Raw genomic sequence first — 21,511 nt, 5'->3', positions numbered from 1 at the left:
TGAAGATGGCACTATTCCACTATCAGGCATTAGACGTCCAGGGTAAGAAGCGTCGGGGGGAGCTGGAGGCTGACTCTGCCCGTCATGCCCGCCAGTTGTTACGTGAGCAAGGGATTACTCCACTCAAACTGGATGAAAGTCAGGCTAATCGTCAGTATACCGGAGGGGGGTATCGTGTTTTCTGGCAACGAAGGCTTAATAGCTCTGACTTGGCATTGCTGACCCGACAGTTGGCAACGTTGGTTTCCGCTTCTCTACCGCTGGAAGAGGCTCTTGATACGGTAGCAAAACAGAGCGAAAAACCACGCCAGCGCGCATTAATCGCGGCAGTGCGCACAAAGGTGCTCGAAGGTCATTCACTGGCCGTTGCTATGGGGGCGTTTCCGGCGACGTTTGAACGACTGTACTGCGCGATGGTGGCAGCAGGTGAAACGTCTGGTCACTTGGATCTTGTGCTTAATCGTCTGGCGGATTACACCGAGCAACGTCAGATCATGCGTAGCCGTATTCTACAGGCAATGATTTACCCCTGTGTGCTGACGCTGGTGGCCATTAGCGTGATTGCTATTCTGCTTTCCGCCGTAGTTCCAAAAGTGGTTGAGCAGTTTATTCATATGAAACAGGCATTACCGCTCTCTACCCGCATGTTGATGGGCATGAGCGAGTGGGTACATACGTTTAGCCCTTGGCTGTTACTGTTAATGGTCATGGGAGGACTGTTGGCACGTATGTTATTACGCCACCAAGCTTGGCGGATTGCTTTTCATCGCCAGTTACTGCGCCTGCCCGTGCTGGGGCGGATTTCGCGCGGCTTGAATACCGCACGCTATGCTCGAACGCTGAGCATTCTCAATGCTAGTGCAGTGCCGTTACTACAGGCAATGCGCATTAGTGGCGAAGTGCTGAGTAATGAGTATGCCCGTCGTCAGTTAGTGATTGCAGCGGAATCGGTGCGTGAAGGCGTTAGCCTGCATCAAGCGTTAGAACGGACAGCACTGTTTCCAGTAATGATGCGGCACATGATTGCCAGCGGTGAAAACAGTGGTGAGCTTGACAGTATGCTGGAACGGGCGGCAGATAATCAGGAGCGTGAGTTCAGCGCCCAGATGCAACTGGCACTGGGAGTGTTTGAACCGTTACTGGTGGTGAGTATGGCTGGTGTCGTGCTGTTCATCGTACTGGCTATTCTGCAGCCGATCCTGCAACTCAATAACATGATGAGTATGTAAATAATTTAAAAACAACGGAGAGCAATATGCGCAAACGGTATCAACGCGGTTTTACTTTACTGGAAGTCATGGTGGTCATTGTAATTCTTGGCGTGCTGGCCAGTTTGGTGGTACCAAATCTGATGGGAAATAAAGACAAAGCAGATCAACAAAAAGTGGTCAGCGATCTGGTCGCGCTGGAGAGTGCGCTGGATATGTATAGGTTAGATAACAACCGTTACCCGACCACAGAACAAGGCATACAGGCACTTGTCAGTAAACCTACAATTCAGCCCGAACCACGAAATTATTCCAAAGATGGCTATATCCGCCGTTTGCCGCAGGATCCGTGGGGGGGAGATTACCAGCTATTGAATCCCGGGCAGCATGGTGAAATTGATATTTTTTCTTATGGCCCTGATGGCATATCTGACACAGAAGACGATATTGGGAATTGGACTATTGGTAACACGAACTCGTGAGCCAGCGCGGTTTTACCCTACTGGAGATGATGCTGGTTATTCTACTTATTGGAAGTGCCGCCAGCCTAGTATTGATGTCATATCCTGCCGCACAGCAGAAAAATATGCAACAGCAACGGGAGCGTCTACAGACACAGCTGGATTTTGCACTCGATACTCTCCAACAAGATGGCGTTGTGTTGGGGCTTCAGATACGACCACAGGGTTGGGAGTTCAAATTTTTGCAGCACCAGAAATCAGAATCTCCCTCCTCGGTGACGGGATCTCATATCTGGCAAGAGTATGTCTGGCAACCGTGGCAGCCGCGGCGTGCTGTCATGGGCGGCAAACTTCCAGATGAGATAAGCCTTGAATTGCAGTTGCAAAATTTACAACAGTGGTCGCCGGCGAGTGGCCTAGAGGCAACACCGGATATTTTGCTGCTGCCCGGCGGTGAAGTGACGCCATTTACCCTTTTGTTTCGACAGATGGAGAGCAATACAGTTGTAGGATTGCGGGTTGATGAGAGTGGGGTGATAGACGTCTTCGAAGATGAGGTCTAACGGTGAAAGCACAGAATGGAATGACATTGCTGGAAGTCATGGTGGCGTTGGTAGTGTTTGCACTGGCTGGAATAGCCTTAATGCAAACCATGGTACAGCAGGCTAGCGGCATTGGACGGATGGAAGAAAAAGTTTTGGCAGGTTGGCTGGCGGATAATCATCTGGTGCAGCTTCACTTGGAGAAGGTCTGGCCGGAAAAAAAATGGAGTGAGAAGACGGTGAACTTTGCCGGGACAGAATGGTATTTGCGCTGGCGTGGTCTAGACAGCGAAATACCGCAGCAACGCGCACTAGATATTGAAGTGCGGCGTAGTAAAGAGGATGAATCCGCTGTTGTATCTCTACGTAGTTTTATGGTGCGTGAATGAGTGAACAGCAGGTTCGGGGTTTTACGCTGCTGGAAATGTTGCTGGCGTTGGCAATTGTTTCCGCACTAACCCTCAGTGCATTTCAGGTATTACAGAGCGGAATGCGGGCAGATGAACTCTCCCGTAATAAAGTACACCGTCTGGCTGAGTTGCAGCGGGCATTTAGTCAAATGGAACAGGATTTTACCCAGATGATCCAGCGGAGTGCTAGGGGGAGTGAACGTATGCTGCTGGCGGCTCCTCATCAGTTACAAAGTGATGATTGGGGGGTAACATTTACACGTAACAGCTGGCAAAACCCACTTGGAATGCTGCCACGATCGGAATTACAGCGCGTAGGTTATAGGTTGCGACATCAGCAGTTAGAACGGCTTAGCAATTTTTATGTTGATCAACCGTCAAGTGTGTCTCCAGGCGTCAGGGTTTTGCTGAGTAGTGTTGAAGCGTTTCGTTTACGTTTTTATGCCAATGGTACATGGCGGGAGAGCTGGGACAGTGCAGCTCAGCTACCGCAAGGCATTGAAGTCACATTGGTGGTTGATGATTTTGCGCAATTGACGCGACTATTTTTGATCAGTGAAGGCAGTGAACAATGAAGGTCCGGGAGCGAGGTGTCGCATTGCTGTTGGTGCTACTGATTCTGGCATTGATGGTCACGATAGCCGCAGAGATTACAGAGCGTAACGGGCGGACATATCTGCGTACAGTGACGCAGATAGATCAGTTGCAGGCCAAGTGGTATGGCCGTGCGGCAGAGGCGATGGTTCGAAAAATATTGCACAGGGATAAGCAGGATTCGCAGCAGAAAACCCATCTGGCACAAAATTGGGCACAAACAGAACGCCAGTTTCAGTTTGAAGGGGGAGAAGTGCGAGGACAAATCGTCGATGCTCAGGCCTGTTTTAATCTAAATTCCATCAATCAGGGGGGGGGAGATCAGAATAGCGACCCTTATCCTGCTAGAGTATTTCAGCAGTTGCTGCTAAACCTGCAGGTTAAACCAGTGCAAGCCGCACATGTCACTGCAGCCTTACGTGACTGGATCGATACTAACAATAACACGATGACAGGCGGCGCGGAAGATGAAATGTATATGGCATTGGAGAGGCCTTATCTGGCAGCCAATCAGCCGATGCAGGATGTCAGTGAGCTGCGTATGGTCTCTGGGGTTGATGCTAGTCTTTATCGAAAATTGCTGCCCTATGTTTGTGTACTACCAACATCAACACTGTTGGTGAATATAAATACATTACGGGAATCGCAAGGAGCGCTACTGGCCGCGCTATTTCTAAAAGATCAGGATATTTTTCCGGCAATAAAATTATTACAAAAACGCCCACGCACAGGATGGGACAGCGTGGCGACGTTTCTGGCGTTGCCGCAACTTACAGAGATCGAAACCTCAGTGGTTATACCAAACCTGGCGGTGAGTAGTGACTATTTTATGGCCCATTTTTATATACTTATAGGGAGTCGTCAGTTTAGTCAGCACAGCCTAATGATATGGAAGGGGAAAGATATATATAGCGTTCAGCGAAAATATGGATTAACGATGATGGTGGTACCTTGATTAAGAATCTAAAACACCACGATGGTGCCCGGTTATTTCTGCGTTTGCCCGCTGATGACTCACACCCTTTATTGTGGTTGTTGGCATCGTCTGAAGATACTCAATATGGCAGTGTAGAGATAGGAGAAATCAACCCGCAATTAGCCTGTTTACTCACCCGTTATCCTGCTTGTGTACTGGTACCTGCGAGTGAAATAGCTTTCCATCAGGTCACATTGCCATATCGCTCTCGGCGTCAACGTTTACAGGTGTTGCCATTTATTCTCGAAGAGCAACTGGCCACTGATATTGAAAATCTGCACTTCGCTATTTTGCAGCAAAATGGCGATATCTGTGACGTGGCGGTGGTGGAAAAAACAGTCATGCAAGGATGGATAGCATGCTGCGAGAAACTGGGGATCCGGGAGCAGATGTTTTTGCCAGATGTGTTGATGCTACCGCTGGCTTCCGAGGGATGGAGTGCAGTAAGTCTGAATGAGCAATGGTTATTTCGTCGAGATGCTTATGCAGGAATGGTGGTAGAATATTCGTGGCTACCACAGTTACTGGCTATTTCTGCCCCCTCGGTTATCGAATCTTACTCAACACCACCGGCACATAGCATGGATATTGAGTGGCGACAGCAACCCGAGCGCAACGTGCTGCAACTGGCTGCTGAAATGGGTGAGTATAACGGCGCAGATTTACGTCAGGGAGAGTTTGCTCGTAAGGGAAGTGTGTATATGGGGATACGTGCCTGGCGGTCAGTCATCTTCTCCCTGATGGTGTATGTTCTGCTGTTATGCCTCGATGCAGGTATCACGCATTATCGACTCTGGCAGCAGGCTGGAAACTGGCAGCAGACGAGTGAACGTTTTTATCAGCAGCTATTTCCTGGCGAGAAGAATGTGATTAATCCGCGCAGTAAGATGATGAAACATTTGCAACAGTTGCCAGCGGACAAGCAGCCGGGTTTGGGTGCCATGGTATGCCAGCTGCAGCAACTGCTGGAAGAAACATCGGCTGTTCGTGTGCAGGCATTGGGTTGGGATGGACGTCGCAGAGAGCTGAAAATTGATCTGCTGGCCGAGTCTTTTCAGGCGTTGGAACAATTCCAGCAACTGGCTGGGGAAAAACACCCTCTACAATCTGGGGAGATCCGACAAAATTCAGAGGGGGTAGAAAGTCGAATAATTCTGGGAGTAGCAGATGAATGAACTTAAAAAGCGTTTGCAACAGCTCAGCTCATGGGAACGCAGATTGCTTACCGGGGGGGGGGTACTACTTATTGTCTGTCTCGGTTATTACGCACTTTGGAACCCTTGGCAATTACGGGAGGAAAAATGGCGGAATATCATTGCCCGTGAAAAAAACACTGTGGAATGGATGAAACAACAAGCACCGCGACTACAGATTCAAAAAGACAGCGTTCAACAGGATGAATCGTTGAGTTTATCTGCAACGGTGGCAGGGAGCTCATCATCGTATGGTGTGGTCATTACCCGACTGCAACCTCAGGGAAAGCATCTGAGCGTAACGCTGGCTCCGGGGGAATTTAATCTCCTGATGCAATGGCTCACACAACTGGAGTTACAACATCATATCCATATCGTCGCGTTTGATGTTGTCGCACAAGATAACAAACCAGGATGGGTTGTGGTTAACAGACTAATTCTGACTCGCAATTAATCAAGTTAATGTTCTGTTCAAGAGGAATAAATGGGTTGATAGGGTGATATCAAAAGGTGATACCCAATTGATAATCAGGAGATGTTGTGAACTTTTTTCGGGACTTTGTGGCTATTTTTCCACTGTTATGGCTGACAATCGTCGGGATTTTTGGCTGCATCATTGGCAGCTTCCTGAACGTGGTAATTTATCGTTTACCTCTTATGCTGGAAAGGCGCTGGCGACGTGAGGCTTTGTTGCAATTGGAGCAACCGGTGCCTGAGTCGATGCATCCTTTTAACCTGATCCTACCTCGCTCATGTTGTCCACATTGCTCTCATCAGATTAGAATCAGGGATAATATTCCATTGTTAAGTTATCTCTATTTGAAGGGGGAAACACACTGCTGTGGTCAGCGTATTCCGTATCATTACCCATTGATAGAGATGATGTGTGCTATGCTATTTATGTTGGCTGCATGGAAGTTTTCACTTAGCCTATTATTAATAGGGTCATGGATATTTCTATCAATGCTATTGGTGTTGGCAATTATTGATTATCGCACGTACCTATTGCCGGATATATTAACATTACCATTGCTTTGGCTTGGTCTGCTATTTAATTTGCCAGAGGGATATATTTCACTAGAACAAGCGGTAGTGGGCGCAATATCAGGCTATCTCTGCTTATGGTGTCTTTACTGGGCTTTCCGTTTTGTAACGGGGAAGGAAGCGCTTGGTTACGGTGATTTTAAATTATTAGCCGCATTGGGTGCCTGGATGGGGTGGCAGGCTCTTCCACAAATTATTTTCCTAGCGGCAGGAAGCGGACTCATTGTTACATTACTGGTGCGTTATCAGACGCAAACAAGTATTAGTCGTCCATTAGCATTCGGCCCATGGCTTGCACTGAGCGCAGGGTATTATTTTTTGATAAAGTGACATCAAACTACAGAGGAGTCAATATAAGAAAAGTACGTGGATTGTTAAAAGATGGTTAAGCACTATTAATGCAAACAAAATCAGTGAGTTAAAATCTATGGGAAATAAGTTAAACTTACTTGTTCGCACAACCTCCTTATTTTTAGTATTGGCCATGGCTGGGTGCCAAAATCCTCAGCTTACTGAACGGAAAAAAATAATGTCTTTAAATGAGCAATATAATCAACTTGCATCTGTCGTTGCGGCGACTAAATACCTCAAATACAAATGCAGTCGTAGTGATCTGCCTGCTGATTCAGTTATTATGAAAACGGCGAACAGAGTCGCTGTACAAAAGGGATGGCATTCGTTAAGCACAGAGGAACTCGTTAAGCATAGTGATGATATATACCATAGATTGACCCAAGATAGCACGCAAGAACAAATTAAATGCAATGATTTTAACCGCCAATTAAGAAAGTTTATCAATGAGTTATAGCCAAATTAAGCTATGGAGCATATAACTAAACAGATAGAATTGAGATATACAGCTAAATAGCTGCGCGGAATAGTAGATCACTTTGAGGGAACTCAGCCCGGATTGTGCGATCTGATCAATCGCCAAAAAGAAAAAATCACCAACCGGACTGAGCGATGCCGATCATAGCACCAATCCCCAGAACCGAACGACGCCTGATGCAGAAAACTATCCATAAAACAAAGGACAAAAACCACGCCCGGCGGCTCACCGCCATGCTGATGCTGCATCGTGGTGACACCGTCAGTTATGTTGCCAGAACGCTCTGCTGTGCCCGTTCATCGATTGGTCGCTGGATTAACTGGTTCACGCTGTCGGGTGTTGAAGGCCTGAAGTCATTGCCGTCAGGACGTAGGAGGCGCTGGCCGTTCGAACATATTTGCGCATTGCTGCGTGAGCTTGTTAAGCATTCTCCGGCGATTTCGGTTATCAGCGTTCCCGCTGGAGTACCGAACTTCTGGCGATAAAAATCCGTGATGTCACCGGTTGCCCGCTACATGCTTCAACCATCCGGCGATGGTTACCTGCTGCCGGACTGGTATGGCGCAGAGCCGCGCCGACACTGCGTATCCGTGACCCACACAAAGAAGAAAAAATGGCCGCTATTCATGAAGCGCTGGCGAAATGCAGTGCGGAAAACCCCGTGTTTTACGAAGATGAAGTGGATATTCATCTCAACCCGAAAATCGGTGCTGACTGGCAGTTACGCGGGCAGAAAAAGCGCGTTGTCACACCGGGCCAGAATGAAAAGTATTATCTTGCCGGTGCACTGCACAGCGGTACGGGTAAAGTCAGCTACATTGGTGGAAACAGTAAAGGTTCATCCTTATTTATCAGACTGTTAAAACATCTGAAGGCGACATACCGGCGGGCAAAGACGATTACGCTCATTGTCGATAACTACATCATCCACAAAAGCCGTGAAACGTTGCGCTGGCTGAAAGCAAACCCGAAGTTCAGGGTGATTTATCAGCCAGTTTACTCGCCGTGGGTGAATCATGTCGAACGGTTGTGGCAGGCGCTTCATGAGACAATAACCCGAAATCACCAGTGCCGTTCAATGTGGCAGTTGTTGAAAAAGGTTCGTCACTTTATGGATACCGTCAGCCCATTCCCCGGTGGAAAACATGGGCTGGCTAAAGTGTAGCGGCATTAGGATCAGTTATTTAGTGTCAGACATATATCCAAGCCTACCTCTTATTTTAAGATACATCTACTGTCTGGTATTTCAGGGGGCCAGCTCACACTCATCCGCATATATACATAGTTATGAAATTACATTTTCAATGACATATATCATAAAAAACGACATTGTGTTAGGTTACTATATTGTTCCAGAGTTCAGATGTAAATATGGAAGACAGACATGGAAAATATATTTAAGTTTTCTCAAAATGAATTCATAAAATCTCAACACACAGACAGGAATATATATAATGGATTATGTTTTTTTTATGTGTATTGATTATATATATAACAAATCAAACAACATAAAGTGTGATTTCATTTTCTTTAGCAAAACATATGCTTTTTCCTCAAGATACAGAGGGATGTTACTTGCATATGAAAGCGGAACCATTAAAGACCCATACTTAATAAAAAACGGGAAGATACATCTAAAAAAAATAAAAGAAAGTGTAAACCCTGTTGAAATCTATAACATAAAGGATGATTCTTATGTTATTAACTTATCTCTTTCAAATGGAAAAATGTCGCATGCTACGGCATTTATAAAAAATGGTCGACACTCTTTATTCTTTGATCCAAACTTTGGTGAATATATTGTTGAAAACAAGATGGAACTTATAAGTTTTTAAAACAGAAATATAAAGGTTATTATAATTTAGATAATATATCACTATATTCAGCTAAACCCATTGATGGACGGGTAATACAGAACAGTAACTGTTGACGGAATTTATATGGTTTCAGCCTAGCCGCCGTCAGGTCTACTTTATCAGCGACAGGTAACGGGCATATATGCGGTATTATTTTTCATTTATATGCGCGTAGCACATATAAAGCGGCATGATGTCGTTACCTGTGGCACAGGAGTCAAACAGCCGAAGCCCGGCGTAAGCCGGTACAGTCGTCCGGATGAACCGCCCCGGGTTTCCTGGAGAGTGTTTTATCTGTGAACTCAGGCTGCCAGATCATTGTTTCCGATGGAAGCATAATAAGCTTTTTCTGCTTCTGCCGGAGGAGTATGGCCCAGCCTTCCCAGCAATCGTCGATTGTCATACCAGTCCACCCACGTGAGTGTGGCCAGTTCCACTTCTGCACGGTTTTTCCAGCTCTTACGGTGTATTACCTCCGCTTTGTAAAGACCATTGATGCTCTCAGCCATCGCGTTGTCATACGAGTCGCCTGTACTCCCTGTTGATGCCAGCAGTTTTGCTTCTTTTAGTCGCTCCGTATAGGCCAGTGACACATACTGAGAGCCTTTATCGCTGTGATGGATGGTGCCAGACGGACGACGGGCCCACAACGCCTGCTCCAGCGCATCCAGCACGAATGTCGTTTCCATAGACGATGAGACCCGCCACCCCACGATGTATCCGGCAAACACATCAATGATGAACGCCACATAGACGAAGCCCTGCCATGTGCTGACGTAAGTAAAATCAGCCACCCACAGCTGGTCAGGACGTTCTGCCACGAACTGACGGTTTACGCGGTCACCTGTGGCAACGGTTTTCCGGCTGACGGTAGTGCGGACCTTTTTACCCCGGAAAACACCGGCAAGTCCCATAACCGCCATGAGGCGCGCCACTGTACATCTGGCCACCCTGATTCCTTCCCGTAACAACTGACGCCAGACTTTACGCACACCGTACACCTGATGATTTTCATCGTATACGCGCTGTATCTCTCTCTTCAGCCAGTCATCGCGCTGCGCACGGGCACTGCGTTTATCAGGATGATGCCGCTGCTGCTGACAATGGTAATACGTTGACGGGGCAATATGCAGTTCACTGCATACCGGTCCGCCCCCGTACTGCTCACGCAGCTTATCCAGCAGTGGCATTATTTTTCCAGAGGCGGTCGAACTCCGCCTTCGCAAAATAAGCGGAAGCCTGGCGAAGGATATCGTTACTGCGGCGCAGTTCACGATTTTCACGTTCCAGCTCTTTCAGACGCTGACGTTCAGCGGTGGTGAGCCCACCATCACCGCCCCCGGTATCCCTCTCATGCTGGCGAACCCAGACACGCAGAGTCTCTGGCGTACAGCCAATCTTTGGAGCAATGGAACAAATTGCCGCACATTGTGAGTCATATTCGCCCTGACTTTCCAGAACCATACGAACTGCGCGTTGACGGACTTCGGGGGAAAAACGAGTATTTTTAGTCATCCTGTTTACCTCTTTCTCAGGAAGTTTAGTCTCCAGGATTTCCGGGGCGGTTCAAAGTGATCTATACGACGAATGCCATCGAGTCGCTAAACAGCGTGATCCGCCATGCGATCAAAAAGCGTAAAGTGTTCCCGACAGACGACTCGGTGAAAAAAGTGGTGTGGCTGGCAATCCAGTCTGCGTCCCAGAAGTGGACGATGCCGTTGAAGGACTGGCGAATGGCAATGAGCCGCTTTATTATCGAGTTCGGTGACCGCCTGGACGGTCACTTCTGAGAAAAGGCATTTACACAGAATCCTAAACAGGCTCATTCCCCTGGCCAGGCTGGGTTAGTTCAGTCATCTCCGAACATATTTTCAGCGTTTCTTCTGGTCTGGTCTTCACCGTCATTTCTCGCCAGGCTCTGCTCTGTAAGAGGAGCACTACAATCCACAGACGTATGGAGACCTGATTGTTTTTCCAGTAATTCAAGCAATTTCTTTTCAACTGAAAAAGCACCTGGTATTACGCTGGAAATCACCTTATTAATATCATCCAGAGTCGTATTTTCTGTCAGTAACTCCGATATCAGCAAAGGAAGACGTTTATCTATAGCTGCAAACGCCGCACCAGTAACTAACATCGCGCGCATGAAACGTCCCCGCTCCTTCAGTTTTTCATTTGCAATGAGCTCATCTGCTATCTTATCTCCTGTCCGTTCATCCGGGAAAAGTTCAAATGAGCAGCGTCTGGATTTATTTTCATCACTCATTAATCACACCACCTTTCATTTTTATCATTCCCATGACTAAATCAAACTGCGGGGATGAGCTCAGATAAAAGCGCTCATCAGGAACCCTAGTCAGGTTCTTCACAGCCTCGGCCACAATTTCAGCCCCACCACCAACACACATTACATGTGTATAGTCGGTGAAACGGCTGATGACATCATTAACTCGTTTAATAAGCAACTTCTGCCGTTCATTGATAACATTAATGATAGACTCACGCTGTTCAGCATTATAAATGCGACGGGAAAGGTAGTCAGGTTCATTACGGTGCACAATGATATTGTCAGCCTGGAATGAGCTCACTCTTGTATTAGCATGTACAGCCATCTGTTCCTTAACCCCGGATGTAATCAGGGACACGCCGATATTCGGATCACACCAGGTTTTTGTAATCCCTGTCATTTTGCTACGAACATGCGACACATCAAGAGTTGTACCACCGAGATCTACGATCAAAAGGGATTCATCATCCTCAAGCCCCGCAAGAACACTGAAACCAGCGGGAATACTTTCAGGAAGAACGGAAACACTGCGAATAACAAATGCATCACTCCCCTGCACCCGTACTTCACGCATCACATTTTTTTTCTTTCTTTCAATGTTTTGCTTATTTTTCTGATTGTTGGCGTCAAGGTATTCAGAGATCGGCAATGTGACGATGACATCAACATACTGCGCTTTCAGGCCGGTCTGCTGTAGCGCATGCTGAATGGACACAACATTCACATCACTGTACTGATAGCGTGTTTCAGTCGTTACGACAGCATCAGCACTTAATGGATCAAATGAAAACTTCTCGCCGTCGATCTCGTAATTAGCCGGGGCAGCATCATCCAGTAAACTAAAAGACCATTCCGGTTTAAAGCTGTTAGGGCTGATTAACGTTTTCACGTCACCATCCTCCAACCAGGCAAGTTTAATGTTGGTAGAACCATCATCAATAAAGATTTTCATAACCAGTCTCCGTTGCTCATAAACAAATATAAAAAACAAACATACCTCATACATGCAATGTATATTCAATTATAATGAAAAAATGGTCTTTCTGAAAGGACAAATACAACATAAAAACACGAAAAATTGCATGTACATTGTACATACAACTTTAAGACCAGAGGAAATCATAGATACAAAAACATTATGAAGGTTATATGTTATACATAAATGTAATATAAAAACATCTTTGACATCATGGTTCAGGTTAAGGGAAAAGGAATGAAATGGTGAAACTGAGAGGAAAGGAAAGCGGTGACGAATCATGTCACCATATACAGAAAGATGTCTAATGGGGACTCTTCAGGTACCTGAAGAATCCCCATAACGCATTTAAAAGACACCCATCAGACACCCTCAAGGTATCCTATGAATTATTGACCTATTGCACCGTCACGTTCAAGCTTCTCTCTTATAGCCTCAATAATATATGAGCTAAAATCCAGAGATGTTTTACTGGTCGCTTTAAGTTCCGCATGAGCTTCAAAATACGACAGCGGTATGGACTTAAGATTCTTAGCCTTCGTCCTGGCAGCTACGGGACGACCTGAAACTTCCTCTGCACCTTCATTTGGCTGAGACGGGACTGTTGCTGTTACGGCAGAAGAAGAAGTTTGTAATCTGGCAGAATCCACCAGGTTTTTCAGTTTTTCAGCCTGTGCACTAAATTTCGCTTTGCTCATGAGATAACCCAGGATGTTTGTTAGATACTCAAAAGATATCCATTAAAACCCTAAAGGATACTATATGGATACCCAATAGATATACCTTACTATTTATTATTTTCAATCAGATGATTGATTTCTTCGATCAGGGCAATAACTTCCTTACCTCCTGCCGAATAGCGCCCATGAACAGACTCAGTGATTCCCATCCCAGTCTCAATGACATCCTCAAATTCTGCACGAGCAGAAATGCGGCTCTTCATCAGCTTCAGATGTTTGAACGATGGCAGGATTGCATCAAGCTTAGGGAATTTCTTCTTGTTAGGATTAACTTTACAGAGATACAGGTGAGCAATTATATCGGTCCCCATGATAGAGCTGATTTCGTCCAGTACTCCATCAAAATGCATCAAACCAATACGCTCAGTCAGGGAATCTTTTGAAGGGACAATAACGCAGTCTGCAAAGGCAATCGCAGTACGGGTAAGATCTGAGTCAAATCCCCCACAGTCAATAAGTAACGTCTTATCGCTTTTCTTGTAGGGAGTCATAATTTCGATTAACTCATCCACTGTTTTGGGTACTTTCACGGAAATTTCTTTTCCTTCAGGTCTCAGCCCCAGAATGATAGAAAGCCCGGTATGAGTATCCAGATCAACTGTATCAGACTTCATTTCACCAACAATGTTTACGGATGAAGTTGTCTTACCCACACCACCTTTGGGATGCGTATTAGCAATAACAGGCATAGTGTATCTCCAGAATCCAAATGTAATACCCATAAAGAACCCCAAAGACATCTTTCGGATATTCAAGAGGTACTCAACAGATGTTTTTTTACTCTATACCAGTCCGGCATGTCAACAGAATATGAAATACCGATAATATATCCATGAGATATCCGAAAGGGATTTAAAAAAGTCAGAGCTTAAGGAATTCTTTTGAGCATAGACACTGCATCGGACTCAGGCATCGCAAACTGCACCCGGTGCCGTGCAGCCACATCCAGTGCAAACACCTTCGTGTAGACCTCTGTTGAGCTGATGGACTTATGCCCCATCAGGCTCTGCAGGACCTTCAGTGGAATACCGGCATACAGCATATGCATCGCATAGGAGTGGCGGAATGTATGTGGTGTGACAAGAACAGAGAACGTCACACCGTCAGCAGCAGCGGCGGCAACCGCTTCCCCAATCCAGGTCCTGACGGTTCTGTCCGTCACTTCCCAGATCCTCACTTTCTCTGTTCTGCCGGTGCGACGGTTACGCCGCTCCATGGGGATTTTCAGTGTTGCCACCATCGTCTGCAGCTGGCTGACGTACCAGGCATCAGAGAGCGGAACCAGCCGGTGAGTCTGCTTACCGGCCGGCGATCTTCCTGCCGTTCTGGCTGTCTTTTCGGTCCGTTGTTTCAGGGTCGCAAGCTGCACAAACGGATACGGAGGCGCGAGCGAAAAATCCCCCCGTGTCAGCGCCAGTGCTTCATTAATGCGCGCACCGGTGTTCCACAGTGTGGCCAGCAGCATCTTGCGGCGCAGATCCGGGACGTAATGGAGCAGGGCACTCACTTCCGGAGCCAGCAGATATTTCGGCAGTTCATCATGGACCATCGACATCTGGCGAAGTGCCAGAGCTGCCGGATAATCAATGACAACAGGAAGTTGTGGAGACTGTCCGGCAGAATACACTGCCGGTACCATGGCTGCAGACTGGCTGTGTATAACGGAGCCTGACATTTATATTCCCCAGAACATCAGGTTAATGGCGTTTTTGATGTCATTTTCGCGGTGGCTGAGATCGGCCACTTCTTCCCCAATGACGGAGACCGGCACACTGGCCATATCGGTGGTCATCATGCGCCAGCTTTCATCCCCGACATGCACCACCGGGTAAAGCTCACGGGAGACTTTATCTGACAGCAGGCGGGCGCTGGCTAGGGGGATCACCATCCGTCGCCCGGGCGTGTCAATAATGTCACTCTGTACATCCACAAACAGACGATAACGGCTCTCTCTTTTATAGGTGTAAACCTTAAACTGCATTTCACCACTCCCTGTTCTCGTCGGCAAAAGAGCCGTTCATTTCAATAAACCGGGCGACCTCAGCCATCCCTTCCTGATTTTCTGCTTTCCAGCGTTCGGCACGCAGACGACGGGCTTCATTCTGCATGGTGGTGCTTACCAGACCGGAGATATTGACATCATATGCTTTGAGCAACTGATAGCTGTCACTGTCGACTGTGACTGTAATGCGCTGCTTCATAATACACCTCATCTTACATACTCTATGTACACAATTAAGTATACATTAGTATTACGCTATAACATGCCTCCGGCAACGGAATATTATTATCTGACTATTATTAATACTTTCATCAATAACTGATCTAAAAAGTGCTCATAAAAATAATAACAAGCAATGTAGTAACAATTCTAAATTACAGGATAACTGTTTTTCCATGATCCGATTTTTATCGGATTCATGATTTTCTGGAAGTGAATCACGATCAGTGAATAAGCGAAGTGATCTTTTCTGCCGCTGATGACTGGCTCGCGAACACGGGAAGAAACACAACATACAGTGTCAGTTAAACGGCGCTGGACACCACATCATGTGAAAGCGGGCCGGCGGACGGCAGCGAATGATCCGCGGATCCGGAACTTGGGGTAATGCCAGGACGCTAATGATCTATCTATCGATGGATGGAAGTGACTAGACTGGCCCCCTGAATCTCCAGACAACCAGTATCACTTAAATAAGTGATAGTCTTAATACTAGTTTTTAGACTAGTCATTGGAGAACAGATGATTGATGTCTTAGGGCCGGAGAAACGCAGACGGCGTACCACACAGGAAAAGATCGCAATTGTTCAGCAGAGCTTTGAACCGGGGATGACGGTCTCCCTCGTTGCCCGGCAACATGGTGTAGCAGCCAGCCAGTTATTTCTCTGGCGTAAGCAATACCAGGAAGGAAGTCTTACTGCTGTCGCCGCCGGAGAACAGGTTGTTCCTGCCTCTGAACTTGCTGCCGCCATGAAGCAGATTAAAGAACTCCAGCGCCTGCTCGGCAAGAAAACGATGGAAAATGAACTCCTCAAAGAAGCCGTTGAATATGGACGGGCAAAAAAGTGGATAGCGCACGCGCCCTTATTGCCCGGGGATGGGGAGTAAGCTTAGTCAGCCGTTGTCTCCGGGTGTCGCGTGCGCAGTTGCACGTCATTCTCAGACGAACCGATGACTGGATGGATGGCCGCCGCAGTCGTCACACTGATGATACGGATGTGCTTCTCCGTATACACCATGTTATCGGAGAGCTGCCCACGTATGGTTATCGTCGGGTATGGGCGCTGCTTCGCAGACAGGCAGAACTTGATGGTATGCCTGCGATCAATGCCAAACGTGTTTACCGGATCATGCGCCAGAATGCGCTGTTGCTTGAGCGAAAACCTGCTGTACCGCCATCGAAACGGGCACATACAGGCAGAGTGGCCGTGAAAGAAAGCAATCAGCGATGGTGCTCTGACGGGTTCGAGTTCTGCTGTGATAACGGAGAGAGACTGCGTGTCACGTTCGCGCTGGACTGCTGTGATCGTGAGGCACTGCACTGGGCGGTCACTACCGGCGGCTTCAACAGTGAAACAGTACAGGACGTCATGCTGGGAGCGGTGGAACGCCGCTTCGGCAACGATCTTCCGTCGTCTCCAGTGGAGTGGCTGACGGATAATGGTTCATGCTACCGGGCTAATGAAACACGCCAGTTCGCCCGGATGTTGGGACTTGAACCGAAGAACACGGCGGTGCGGAGTCCGGAGAGTAACGGAATAGCAGAGAGCTTCGTGAAAACGATAAAGCGTGACTACATCAGTATCATGCCCAAACCAGACGGGTTAACGGCAGCAAAGAACCTTGCAGAGGCGTTCGAGCATTATAACGAATGGCATCCGCATAGTGCGCTGGGTTATCGCTCGCCACGGGAATATCTGCGGCAGCAGGCTTGTAATGGGTTAAGTGATAACAGATGTCTGGAAATATAGGGGCAAATCCAGTGACAATTGAAAGCTGAAAAATGCGCTGTGTATATTCTGACTGATTTATGCACCTGAAATACGTTCAAAATCCACATAGCGCAACTCTGATTTTCCTTACCAGAAAAAGAGGGGGTATAACCAGTATCTATCCCCCCTACACAATTGCAGAATAAAAAATTATAAAAATCAGAACTCAGGATTTATATACATGATTACATGTATTATTACCGATAAATATCTTGAGATAAAGTCTTTTGCTGATTATTTTAAATATCTTAATTTCATCATCTGCAAGGTTGCTCCATATTTTTTAGATAGTATCCATATATGCTTGTGATCCGCTGTAAATACAAATTACCTTCTGGAGTCAGATAAATATTTTTACTACGTCGATCTTCCCTATTTTCCATACGTTTAATAAAACCAAATTTTTCCAGAGAATCACAAGCTCTGGTGATATATGTTCTGGAAATATCTAATCTTTCACTGAGTTCATTCGAAGATAAGCCAAAATTATCAGCACTGGATAACAGGGCCAGAAGCATAAGCGTTGTATCATTTATTCCATCCCCCTTCAGGAAGGCATTAATATTATCAGTAAGTTTTTGGTAACTCGCATACAAAGTTGTAAAAGAAGAAATTCCTGACCTGGATATGATTGCTCATTCTGTTGTTGATAGATAATAGCTTTATCAAGTAATTTAATACTATCCATTCCATTAACTCTTTTTTAAAGATAAAAAACTGTACCATAGTTTGTTTAAATAACATAGATAATCGTTACAAGATTATTGCAGAAATCTATATCATATAAAAAGCCAATATATTATTTATATACTAACGTTCACGTAAACTTTCATTAATAGTTTCATTTAATGGACTAAGAAGATAGCTGATAACACTACGCACTCCTGTTTTTATTTCTGCCATAACCGTCATTCCAGCTGTAACAGGAATTTTTTTTCTTTCTCCCTGTATATCATTCCGATCAATAGATATAATCACGTTAAATACAAGTCCTGTATCCGGAACAGAAACAGAATCTGCAGTTATATTTTTTACTTTCCCCGTAAGGTAACCATAGCGTGTATATGGATATGCATCTACTTTAATAACTACCTCCTGTCCAGGTTGTATAAAACCGATATCCTTGTTAAGTACAGACGCTGTAACTTCGAGAATGTCATTATCAGGGACAATCATCATCAGCGTTTCTGCTGTTGTGACAACTCCACCTTCTGTATGTATATTTAACTCCTGAACAGTACCACTAACAGGAGCTTTAATAAAAGATGACGCTTTTCTCTGCCTGTTTTTTTCAAGCTCATGCTCCAGTAACACAATGTTATCTGTTGATTTTCTGTGCTTCTCGATAATTTCACTTCTGAAAATATTCGTCTCCAGTGCCAGTTCTTCCCGCACAAGTTCTATTTCTTTTTCAAGTTGAGAAACCTGTGCAAGCCAGACTGCATGTTCATTTTTTGCCTGAATATACTTATTTTCCTGCTCCATAACTGAATGTTGAGAAACAGCTTTTTTATTCAACAAATACTTAAAATCATTGAGTTTTTTTTCTTCATGTGATACCTGATGCTCATACAGGCTAACACGAGCAAGCGCTGCATCCCGTTCAACTACTTTTTTATTTAATGTAAGCTGCTTTTGATTTTTTCTGTTCTGCCATGTCATGAATTGTTCTTTTATTAATGAGCTAACCCTCAGAAAATGTTCACCTCCCGCATTATCTTCTCCACCAGGAAAATCTGTTATCCTTATTTCTGGAAGCTCATTCTTTTGAATTGATTCAGAAAGAATTGCGTAGCGATATTGTTCTGTTTTTTCATACAACAAAGATGCTTCTGATTTTGAAATATCAGATTCAACACCAGGCACTGTCAATTCAACTAATGGATCATTTTTTTTTACAAAAGCGCCATCTTTTACCATTATTTTTTCTACAATTGCATTCTCTATCGGTTTTATTTCTTTGCTTCTTCCACTATGAGTAAACTTACCATTTGCTACTGAGACTATTTCTACTTTCCCAAGGACAGATAAGAGAAGAGATATAATTACAAATAATAAAATACTCCATATAACAAAATGAGAACGTCTGGATACTGGTGTTTCAATGAGTTCAAGGTGAGCAGGAAGAAATGCATACTCATCTTTTTCTCTGACAGGAGCGTCAAGTGTGTGACGAATTTTCCAGACATCAGAAAAAACCGCCTTATAACGGCAAATCAAATCCCATAAACTTTTCATGTAAAAGCGCATACATTATGCCTGCAAATGATATAAATATGCATATAAACTGTCTTTTTTGGAGATAAGCTCTTTATGTGTGCCATCTTCAGAAATAATACCATTATCCATAACAATTATTCTTTTTGCATTTTTTACAGTGGACAACCTGTGTGCAATAATAATTACGGTTCTGTTCTTACATATTCTTGACATATTTTTCATTATTATATTTTCCGACTCATAATCAAGAGCACTTGTTGCTTCATCAAAAATAAGAATTCGAGGATTTGTAACAAGAGCCCGGGCTATTGCGATCCGTTGACGCTGCCCTCCTGAAAGACCAACGCCCTGTTCTCCAACAATAGTATTGTACCCTTCTTTTAGTTCCGTAATAAAATCATGGGCACCTGCAAGTCTGGCTGCCTCAATTGCCTGCTCCATAGATACAGTCGGAGAAGCTAATGTAATATTATCGATAATACTACGATTTAATAGAGTATTTTCCTGCAATACAACACCAATCTGGCGTCGTAACCATTCTGGATCAGAAAGTGATAAATCATGCCCATCAATTAAAATCTGTCCTGTCTCTGGTATATAAAAGCGCTGAAGCAGTTTTGTTAATGTACTTTTTCCTGAACCAGAACGGCCAACTATACCGATAACATCCCCCTTCGATATGTATAAATTAATATTATTTAAAATAACATTGCCGTCAGAAGAATACCGAAACCTAACATTTTTAAATTCGATATCCCCCTGAATTTCCGGCAGTATATTTCTGCCTGACTTTTTCTCTACCGGTGTATTTAATACATCTCCAAGGCGCTCAACAGAAATACCAACTTGCTGAAAATCCTGCCAAAGATGAGCCAGTCTGATAACAGGAGCAATGACCTGACCTGCAAGCATATTAAACGCGATTAACTGCCCGATGCTTATCTCTCCCGATATGACAAGATGTGCTCCCATCCAGAGACTAATTACCATTACACTTTTCTGTATCAGCTGTATACCCTGCTGCCCTGTCATTGCAACCAGATTTACCCTGAAACTGGAAGCAACATACCCGGCCAGTTGTTTATCCCATGTAGCAATCATTTGTGGCGATACTGCCATGGATTTAATTGTATTTATTGCTGTTACCATCTCGACAAGAAAAGCTTGATTTTCTGCATTCCTGAGAAATTTATCATCAAGACGTCGACGTAATAAGGGTGATATAAACAATGACCATATAACATAACAAGGTAGTGACAATAATATAACCAGTGTTAATTGAGGGCTGTAATACCACATGACACAAAAAAATATTACAGAAAAAAATAGATCAAGAACTGATGTCAACGCTTGTCCGGTTAAAAAATTACGAATTTGTTCCAGTTCCCTTACTCTGGCAACGGTCTCTCCGACCCTGCGATTTTCAAAATATGAAACAGGTAATGCAAGCAAATGTCTGAATAACTTAGCACCCAGTTCAACGTCAATACGACTTGTCGTATGAGAGAAAATATAAGTTCTGGCTCCGGTTAATATCACTTCAAAAATTATCACTATAATAAATGCCATTGTAATAATATTTAACGTTGAAAACCCCCGATGAACTAAAACCTTATCCATTACAACCTGAAAAAAAAGAGGTGTTATTAACGCAAGAAACTGAATAAAAGCAGAAACAGTTAACACCTCAAGTAAAATCTTCCTGTATTTCACAACAGAGGGGATAAACCAGGAAAAATCAAATTTAGCTAACTCTCCGACTACTGTTGCTCTTGACGTAACCAGAATAACTTTTCCCTGATACAGTTTTTCGAACTCATCCCGGCTAAAAGTTTGTGACTGATGCTGTTCAGGATCATAAACAAGATAGCGTGATGAATCTTTAGTTACACGAGATAATATATAATGCTTACCGTCATCCCGCCATATCAACGCAGGTAATGGAATCATTGATAATCTGGCAAAATGTTTTTCTACATATTTTGCTTTTAAGCCAATGGATTTCGCTGCCAGTAACCATTCAGTCACCCCAAAATCTTGTGTGTGGGTATTAAACTGATGCCTTATAGTTTCAGCATTGACAGTTATATTATGATATTGTGCAAGCAATATCAGTGTATACAAGCTACTATGAGAACTACATTTACTCATGATAAAACGATGCCCATTCCTCCTGGAATGG

At 44.8% G+C, this 21,511-nt stretch carries 22 protein-coding genes, 5 pseudogenes and 1 other annotated feature; of the genes and pseudogenes, 14 read left to right on the top strand and 13 right to left on the bottom strand.

What is annotated here, in order from left to right:
* Window positions 1–5: 5 nt before the first annotated feature.
* The 12 genes and pseudogenes from gspF to QUF14_RS28210 all read left to right on the top strand — a co-directional run bounded on the left by gspF (window position 6) and on the right by QUF14_RS28210 (window position 9,092).
* Window positions 6–1,229: a type II secretion system inner membrane protein GspF gene (gene gspF / locus QUF14_RS28265; protein WP_001173147.1), complete on the top strand. Its 1,224-nt coding sequence runs from the start codon at window positions 6–8 to the stop codon at window positions 1,227–1,229.
* Window positions 1,230–1,255: 26 nt separating this feature from the next.
* The gene (gspG, locus tag QUF14_RS28260; RefSeq protein ID WP_001231935.1) at window positions 1,256–1,690 is read left to right on the top strand and encodes a type II secretion system major pseudopilin GspG; all 435 of its coding nucleotides are present in this window, start codon (window positions 1,256–1,258) and stop codon (window positions 1,688–1,690) included.
* Window positions 1,691–1,719: 29 nt separating this feature from the next.
* Window positions 1,720–2,232, top strand: coding sequence for a type II secretion system minor pseudopilin GspH (gene gspH / locus QUF14_RS28255; protein ID WP_047088701.1), 513 nt, complete (start codon window positions 1,720–1,722; stop codon window positions 2,230–2,232).
* 2 nt (window positions 2,233–2,234) lie between these two features.
* On the top strand, window positions 2,235–2,600 hold the full coding sequence (gene gspI, locus QUF14_RS28250) for a type II secretion system minor pseudopilin GspI (protein WP_038812915.1): 366 nt from the start codon (window positions 2,235–2,237) through the stop codon (window positions 2,598–2,600).
* A complete protein-coding gene (gspJ, locus tag QUF14_RS28245) occupies window positions 2,597–3,196 on the top strand; it encodes a type II secretion system minor pseudopilin GspJ (RefSeq protein WP_000003574.1) in 600 nt (199 codons plus the stop codon). The genes gspI and gspJ overlap by 4 nt, the downstream gene beginning before the upstream one ends.
* Entirely contained in the window at window positions 3,193–4,170 is a 978-nt protein-coding gene (gspK, locus tag QUF14_RS28240) for a type II secretion system minor pseudopilin GspK (protein WP_000868202.1), read from the top strand. Before gspJ ends, gspK begins: the two co-directional genes overlap by 4 nt.
* On the top strand, window positions 4,167–5,366 hold the full coding sequence (gene gspL / locus QUF14_RS28235) for a type II secretion system protein GspL (RefSeq protein WP_236927350.1): 1,200 nt from the start codon (window positions 4,167–4,169) through the stop codon (window positions 5,364–5,366). Before gspK ends, gspL begins: the two co-directional genes overlap by 4 nt.
* Window positions 5,359–5,838, top strand: a complete 480-nt coding sequence (locus tag QUF14_RS28230) for a type II secretion system protein M (protein WP_001004185.1) — start codon at window positions 5,359–5,361, stop codon at window positions 5,836–5,838. Before gspL ends, QUF14_RS28230 begins: the two co-directional genes overlap by 8 nt.
* Window positions 5,839–5,924: 86 nt before the next feature.
* Window positions 5,925–6,758 (top strand): prepilin peptidase, encoded by an 834-nt coding sequence (locus QUF14_RS28225; protein WP_001008986.1) that lies wholly within the window; start codon window positions 5,925–5,927, stop codon window positions 6,756–6,758.
* 97 nt (window positions 6,759–6,855) lie between these two features.
* Window positions 6,856–7,236, top strand: a complete 381-nt coding sequence (gspS, locus tag QUF14_RS28220; RefSeq protein WP_024211966.1) for a type II secretion system pilot lipoprotein GspS — start codon at window positions 6,856–6,858, stop codon at window positions 7,234–7,236.
* 155 nt (window positions 7,237–7,391) lie between these two features.
* Window positions 7,392–8,422 (top strand): annotated as a pseudogene (locus QUF14_RS28215) (IS630 family transposase).
* Window positions 8,423–8,711: 289 nt separating this feature from the next.
* The gene (locus tag QUF14_RS28210; protein ID WP_286333552.1) at window positions 8,712–9,092 is read left to right on the top strand and encodes a YopT-type cysteine protease domain-containing protein; all 381 of its coding nucleotides are present in this window, start codon (window positions 8,712–8,714) and stop codon (window positions 9,090–9,092) included.
* Between the two features lie 323 nt (window positions 9,093–9,415).
* On the opposite strand, the pseudogene QUF14_RS28205 reads toward QUF14_RS28210, so the two are convergent.
* Window positions 9,416–10,628: pseudogene (locus QUF14_RS28205) on the bottom strand (IS3 family transposase).
* Window positions 10,232–10,347, bottom strand: a sequence feature (AL1L pseudoknot). (Overlaps the previous pseudogene by 116 nt.)
* 53 nt (window positions 10,629–10,681) lie before the next feature.
* On the opposite strand from QUF14_RS28205, the pseudogene QUF14_RS28200 reads away from it, so the two are divergent.
* Window positions 10,682–10,903: pseudogene (locus tag QUF14_RS28200) on the top strand (transposase); the annotation flags it as partial.
* Between the two features lie 59 nt (window positions 10,904–10,962).
* Here QUF14_RS28200 and QUF14_RS28195 read toward each other — a convergent pair.
* The 7 genes from QUF14_RS28195 to ccdA form a co-directional block, all read right to left on the bottom strand.
* Window positions 10,963–11,379: a plasmid partitioning/stability family protein gene (locus QUF14_RS28195; protein ID WP_001278817.1), complete on the bottom strand. Its 417-nt coding sequence runs from the start codon at window positions 11,377–11,379 to the stop codon at window positions 10,963–10,965.
* A complete protein-coding gene (locus QUF14_RS28190; protein ID WP_000688520.1) occupies window positions 11,372–12,352 on the bottom strand; it encodes a plasmid segregation protein ParM in 981 nt (326 codons plus the stop codon). Before QUF14_RS28190 ends, QUF14_RS28195 begins: the two co-directional genes overlap by 8 nt.
* 413 nt (window positions 12,353–12,765) lie before the next feature.
* On the bottom strand, window positions 12,766–13,074 hold the full coding sequence (locus QUF14_RS28185) for a hypothetical protein (protein ID WP_000030205.1): 309 nt from the start codon (window positions 13,072–13,074) through the stop codon (window positions 12,766–12,768).
* A gap of 89 nt (window positions 13,075–13,163) precedes the next feature.
* The gene (locus tag QUF14_RS28180) at window positions 13,164–13,805 is read right to left on the bottom strand and encodes a ParA family protein (protein WP_001144033.1); all 642 of its coding nucleotides are present in this window, start codon (window positions 13,803–13,805) and stop codon (window positions 13,164–13,166) included.
* Window positions 13,806–13,984: 179 nt separating this feature from the next.
* Window positions 13,985–14,791, bottom strand: coding sequence for a site-specific integrase (locus QUF14_RS28175; protein ID WP_000016974.1), 807 nt, complete (start codon window positions 14,789–14,791; stop codon window positions 13,985–13,987).
* Complete coding sequence (gene ccdB / locus QUF14_RS28170; RefSeq protein WP_001159871.1) at window positions 14,792–15,097, bottom strand: type II toxin-antitoxin system toxin CcdB; 306 nt, start codon at window positions 15,095–15,097, stop codon at window positions 14,792–14,794.
* Between the two features lies 1 nt (window position 15,098).
* The gene (gene ccdA / locus QUF14_RS28165) at window positions 15,099–15,317 is read right to left on the bottom strand and encodes a type II toxin-antitoxin system antitoxin CcdA (protein ID WP_000813635.1); all 219 of its coding nucleotides are present in this window, start codon (window positions 15,315–15,317) and stop codon (window positions 15,099–15,101) included.
* 542 nt (window positions 15,318–15,859) lie between these two features.
* On the opposite strand from ccdA, the gene QUF14_RS28160 reads away from it, so the two are divergent.
* Window positions 15,860–17,088, top strand: a protein-coding gene (locus tag QUF14_RS28160) for an IS3-like element IS2 family transposase (protein ID WP_097494069.1) whose coding sequence is annotated in 2 segments (ribosomal slippage) — window positions 15,860–16,175 and window positions 16,175–17,088 — 1,230 coding nt in all. Because the reading frame shifts where the segments join, the coding sequence is not laid out codon by codon here.
* Here QUF14_RS28160 and QUF14_RS28155 read toward each other — a convergent pair.
* From QUF14_RS28155 to ehxB, 5 genes and pseudogenes are all read right to left on the bottom strand, one after another.
* A pseudogene (locus QUF14_RS28155) lies at window positions 17,064–17,231 on the bottom strand (hypothetical protein); the annotation flags it as partial. The gene QUF14_RS28160 and the pseudogene QUF14_RS28155 overlap by 25 nt on opposite strands.
* A gap of 135 nt (window positions 17,232–17,366) precedes the next feature.
* A complete protein-coding gene (locus QUF14_RS28150) occupies window positions 17,367–17,627 on the bottom strand; it encodes a MarR family transcriptional regulator (RefSeq protein ID WP_236927344.1) in 261 nt (86 codons plus the stop codon).
* 29 nt (window positions 17,628–17,656) lie between these two features.
* Window positions 17,657–17,853 (bottom strand): annotated as a pseudogene (locus tag QUF14_RS28145) (transcriptional regulator).
* Between the two features lie 66 nt (window positions 17,854–17,919).
* Window positions 17,920–19,359, bottom strand: coding sequence for an enterohemolysin T1SS ABC transporter subunit EhxD (ehxD, locus tag QUF14_RS28140; protein WP_001213548.1), 1,440 nt, complete (start codon window positions 19,357–19,359; stop codon window positions 17,920–17,922).
* 3 nt (window positions 19,360–19,362) lie between these two features.
* The gene (gene ehxB / locus QUF14_RS28135; RefSeq protein ID WP_072097151.1) at window positions 19,363–21,483 is read right to left on the bottom strand and encodes an enterohemolysin T1SS ABC transporter permease/ATPase EhxB; all 2,121 of its coding nucleotides are present in this window, start codon (window positions 21,481–21,483) and stop codon (window positions 19,363–19,365) included.
* Between the last annotated feature and the right edge of the window lie 28 nt (window positions 21,484–21,511).

Origin of the sequence: Escherichia sp. HH091_1A, assembly GCF_030295175.1 — a bacterium.
In the GTDB taxonomy this organism is placed as follows: domain Bacteria; phylum Pseudomonadota; class Gammaproteobacteria; order Enterobacterales; family Enterobacteriaceae; genus Escherichia; species Escherichia coli_F.
This window is presented reverse-complemented; position numbering and strand designations above follow the sequence as displayed.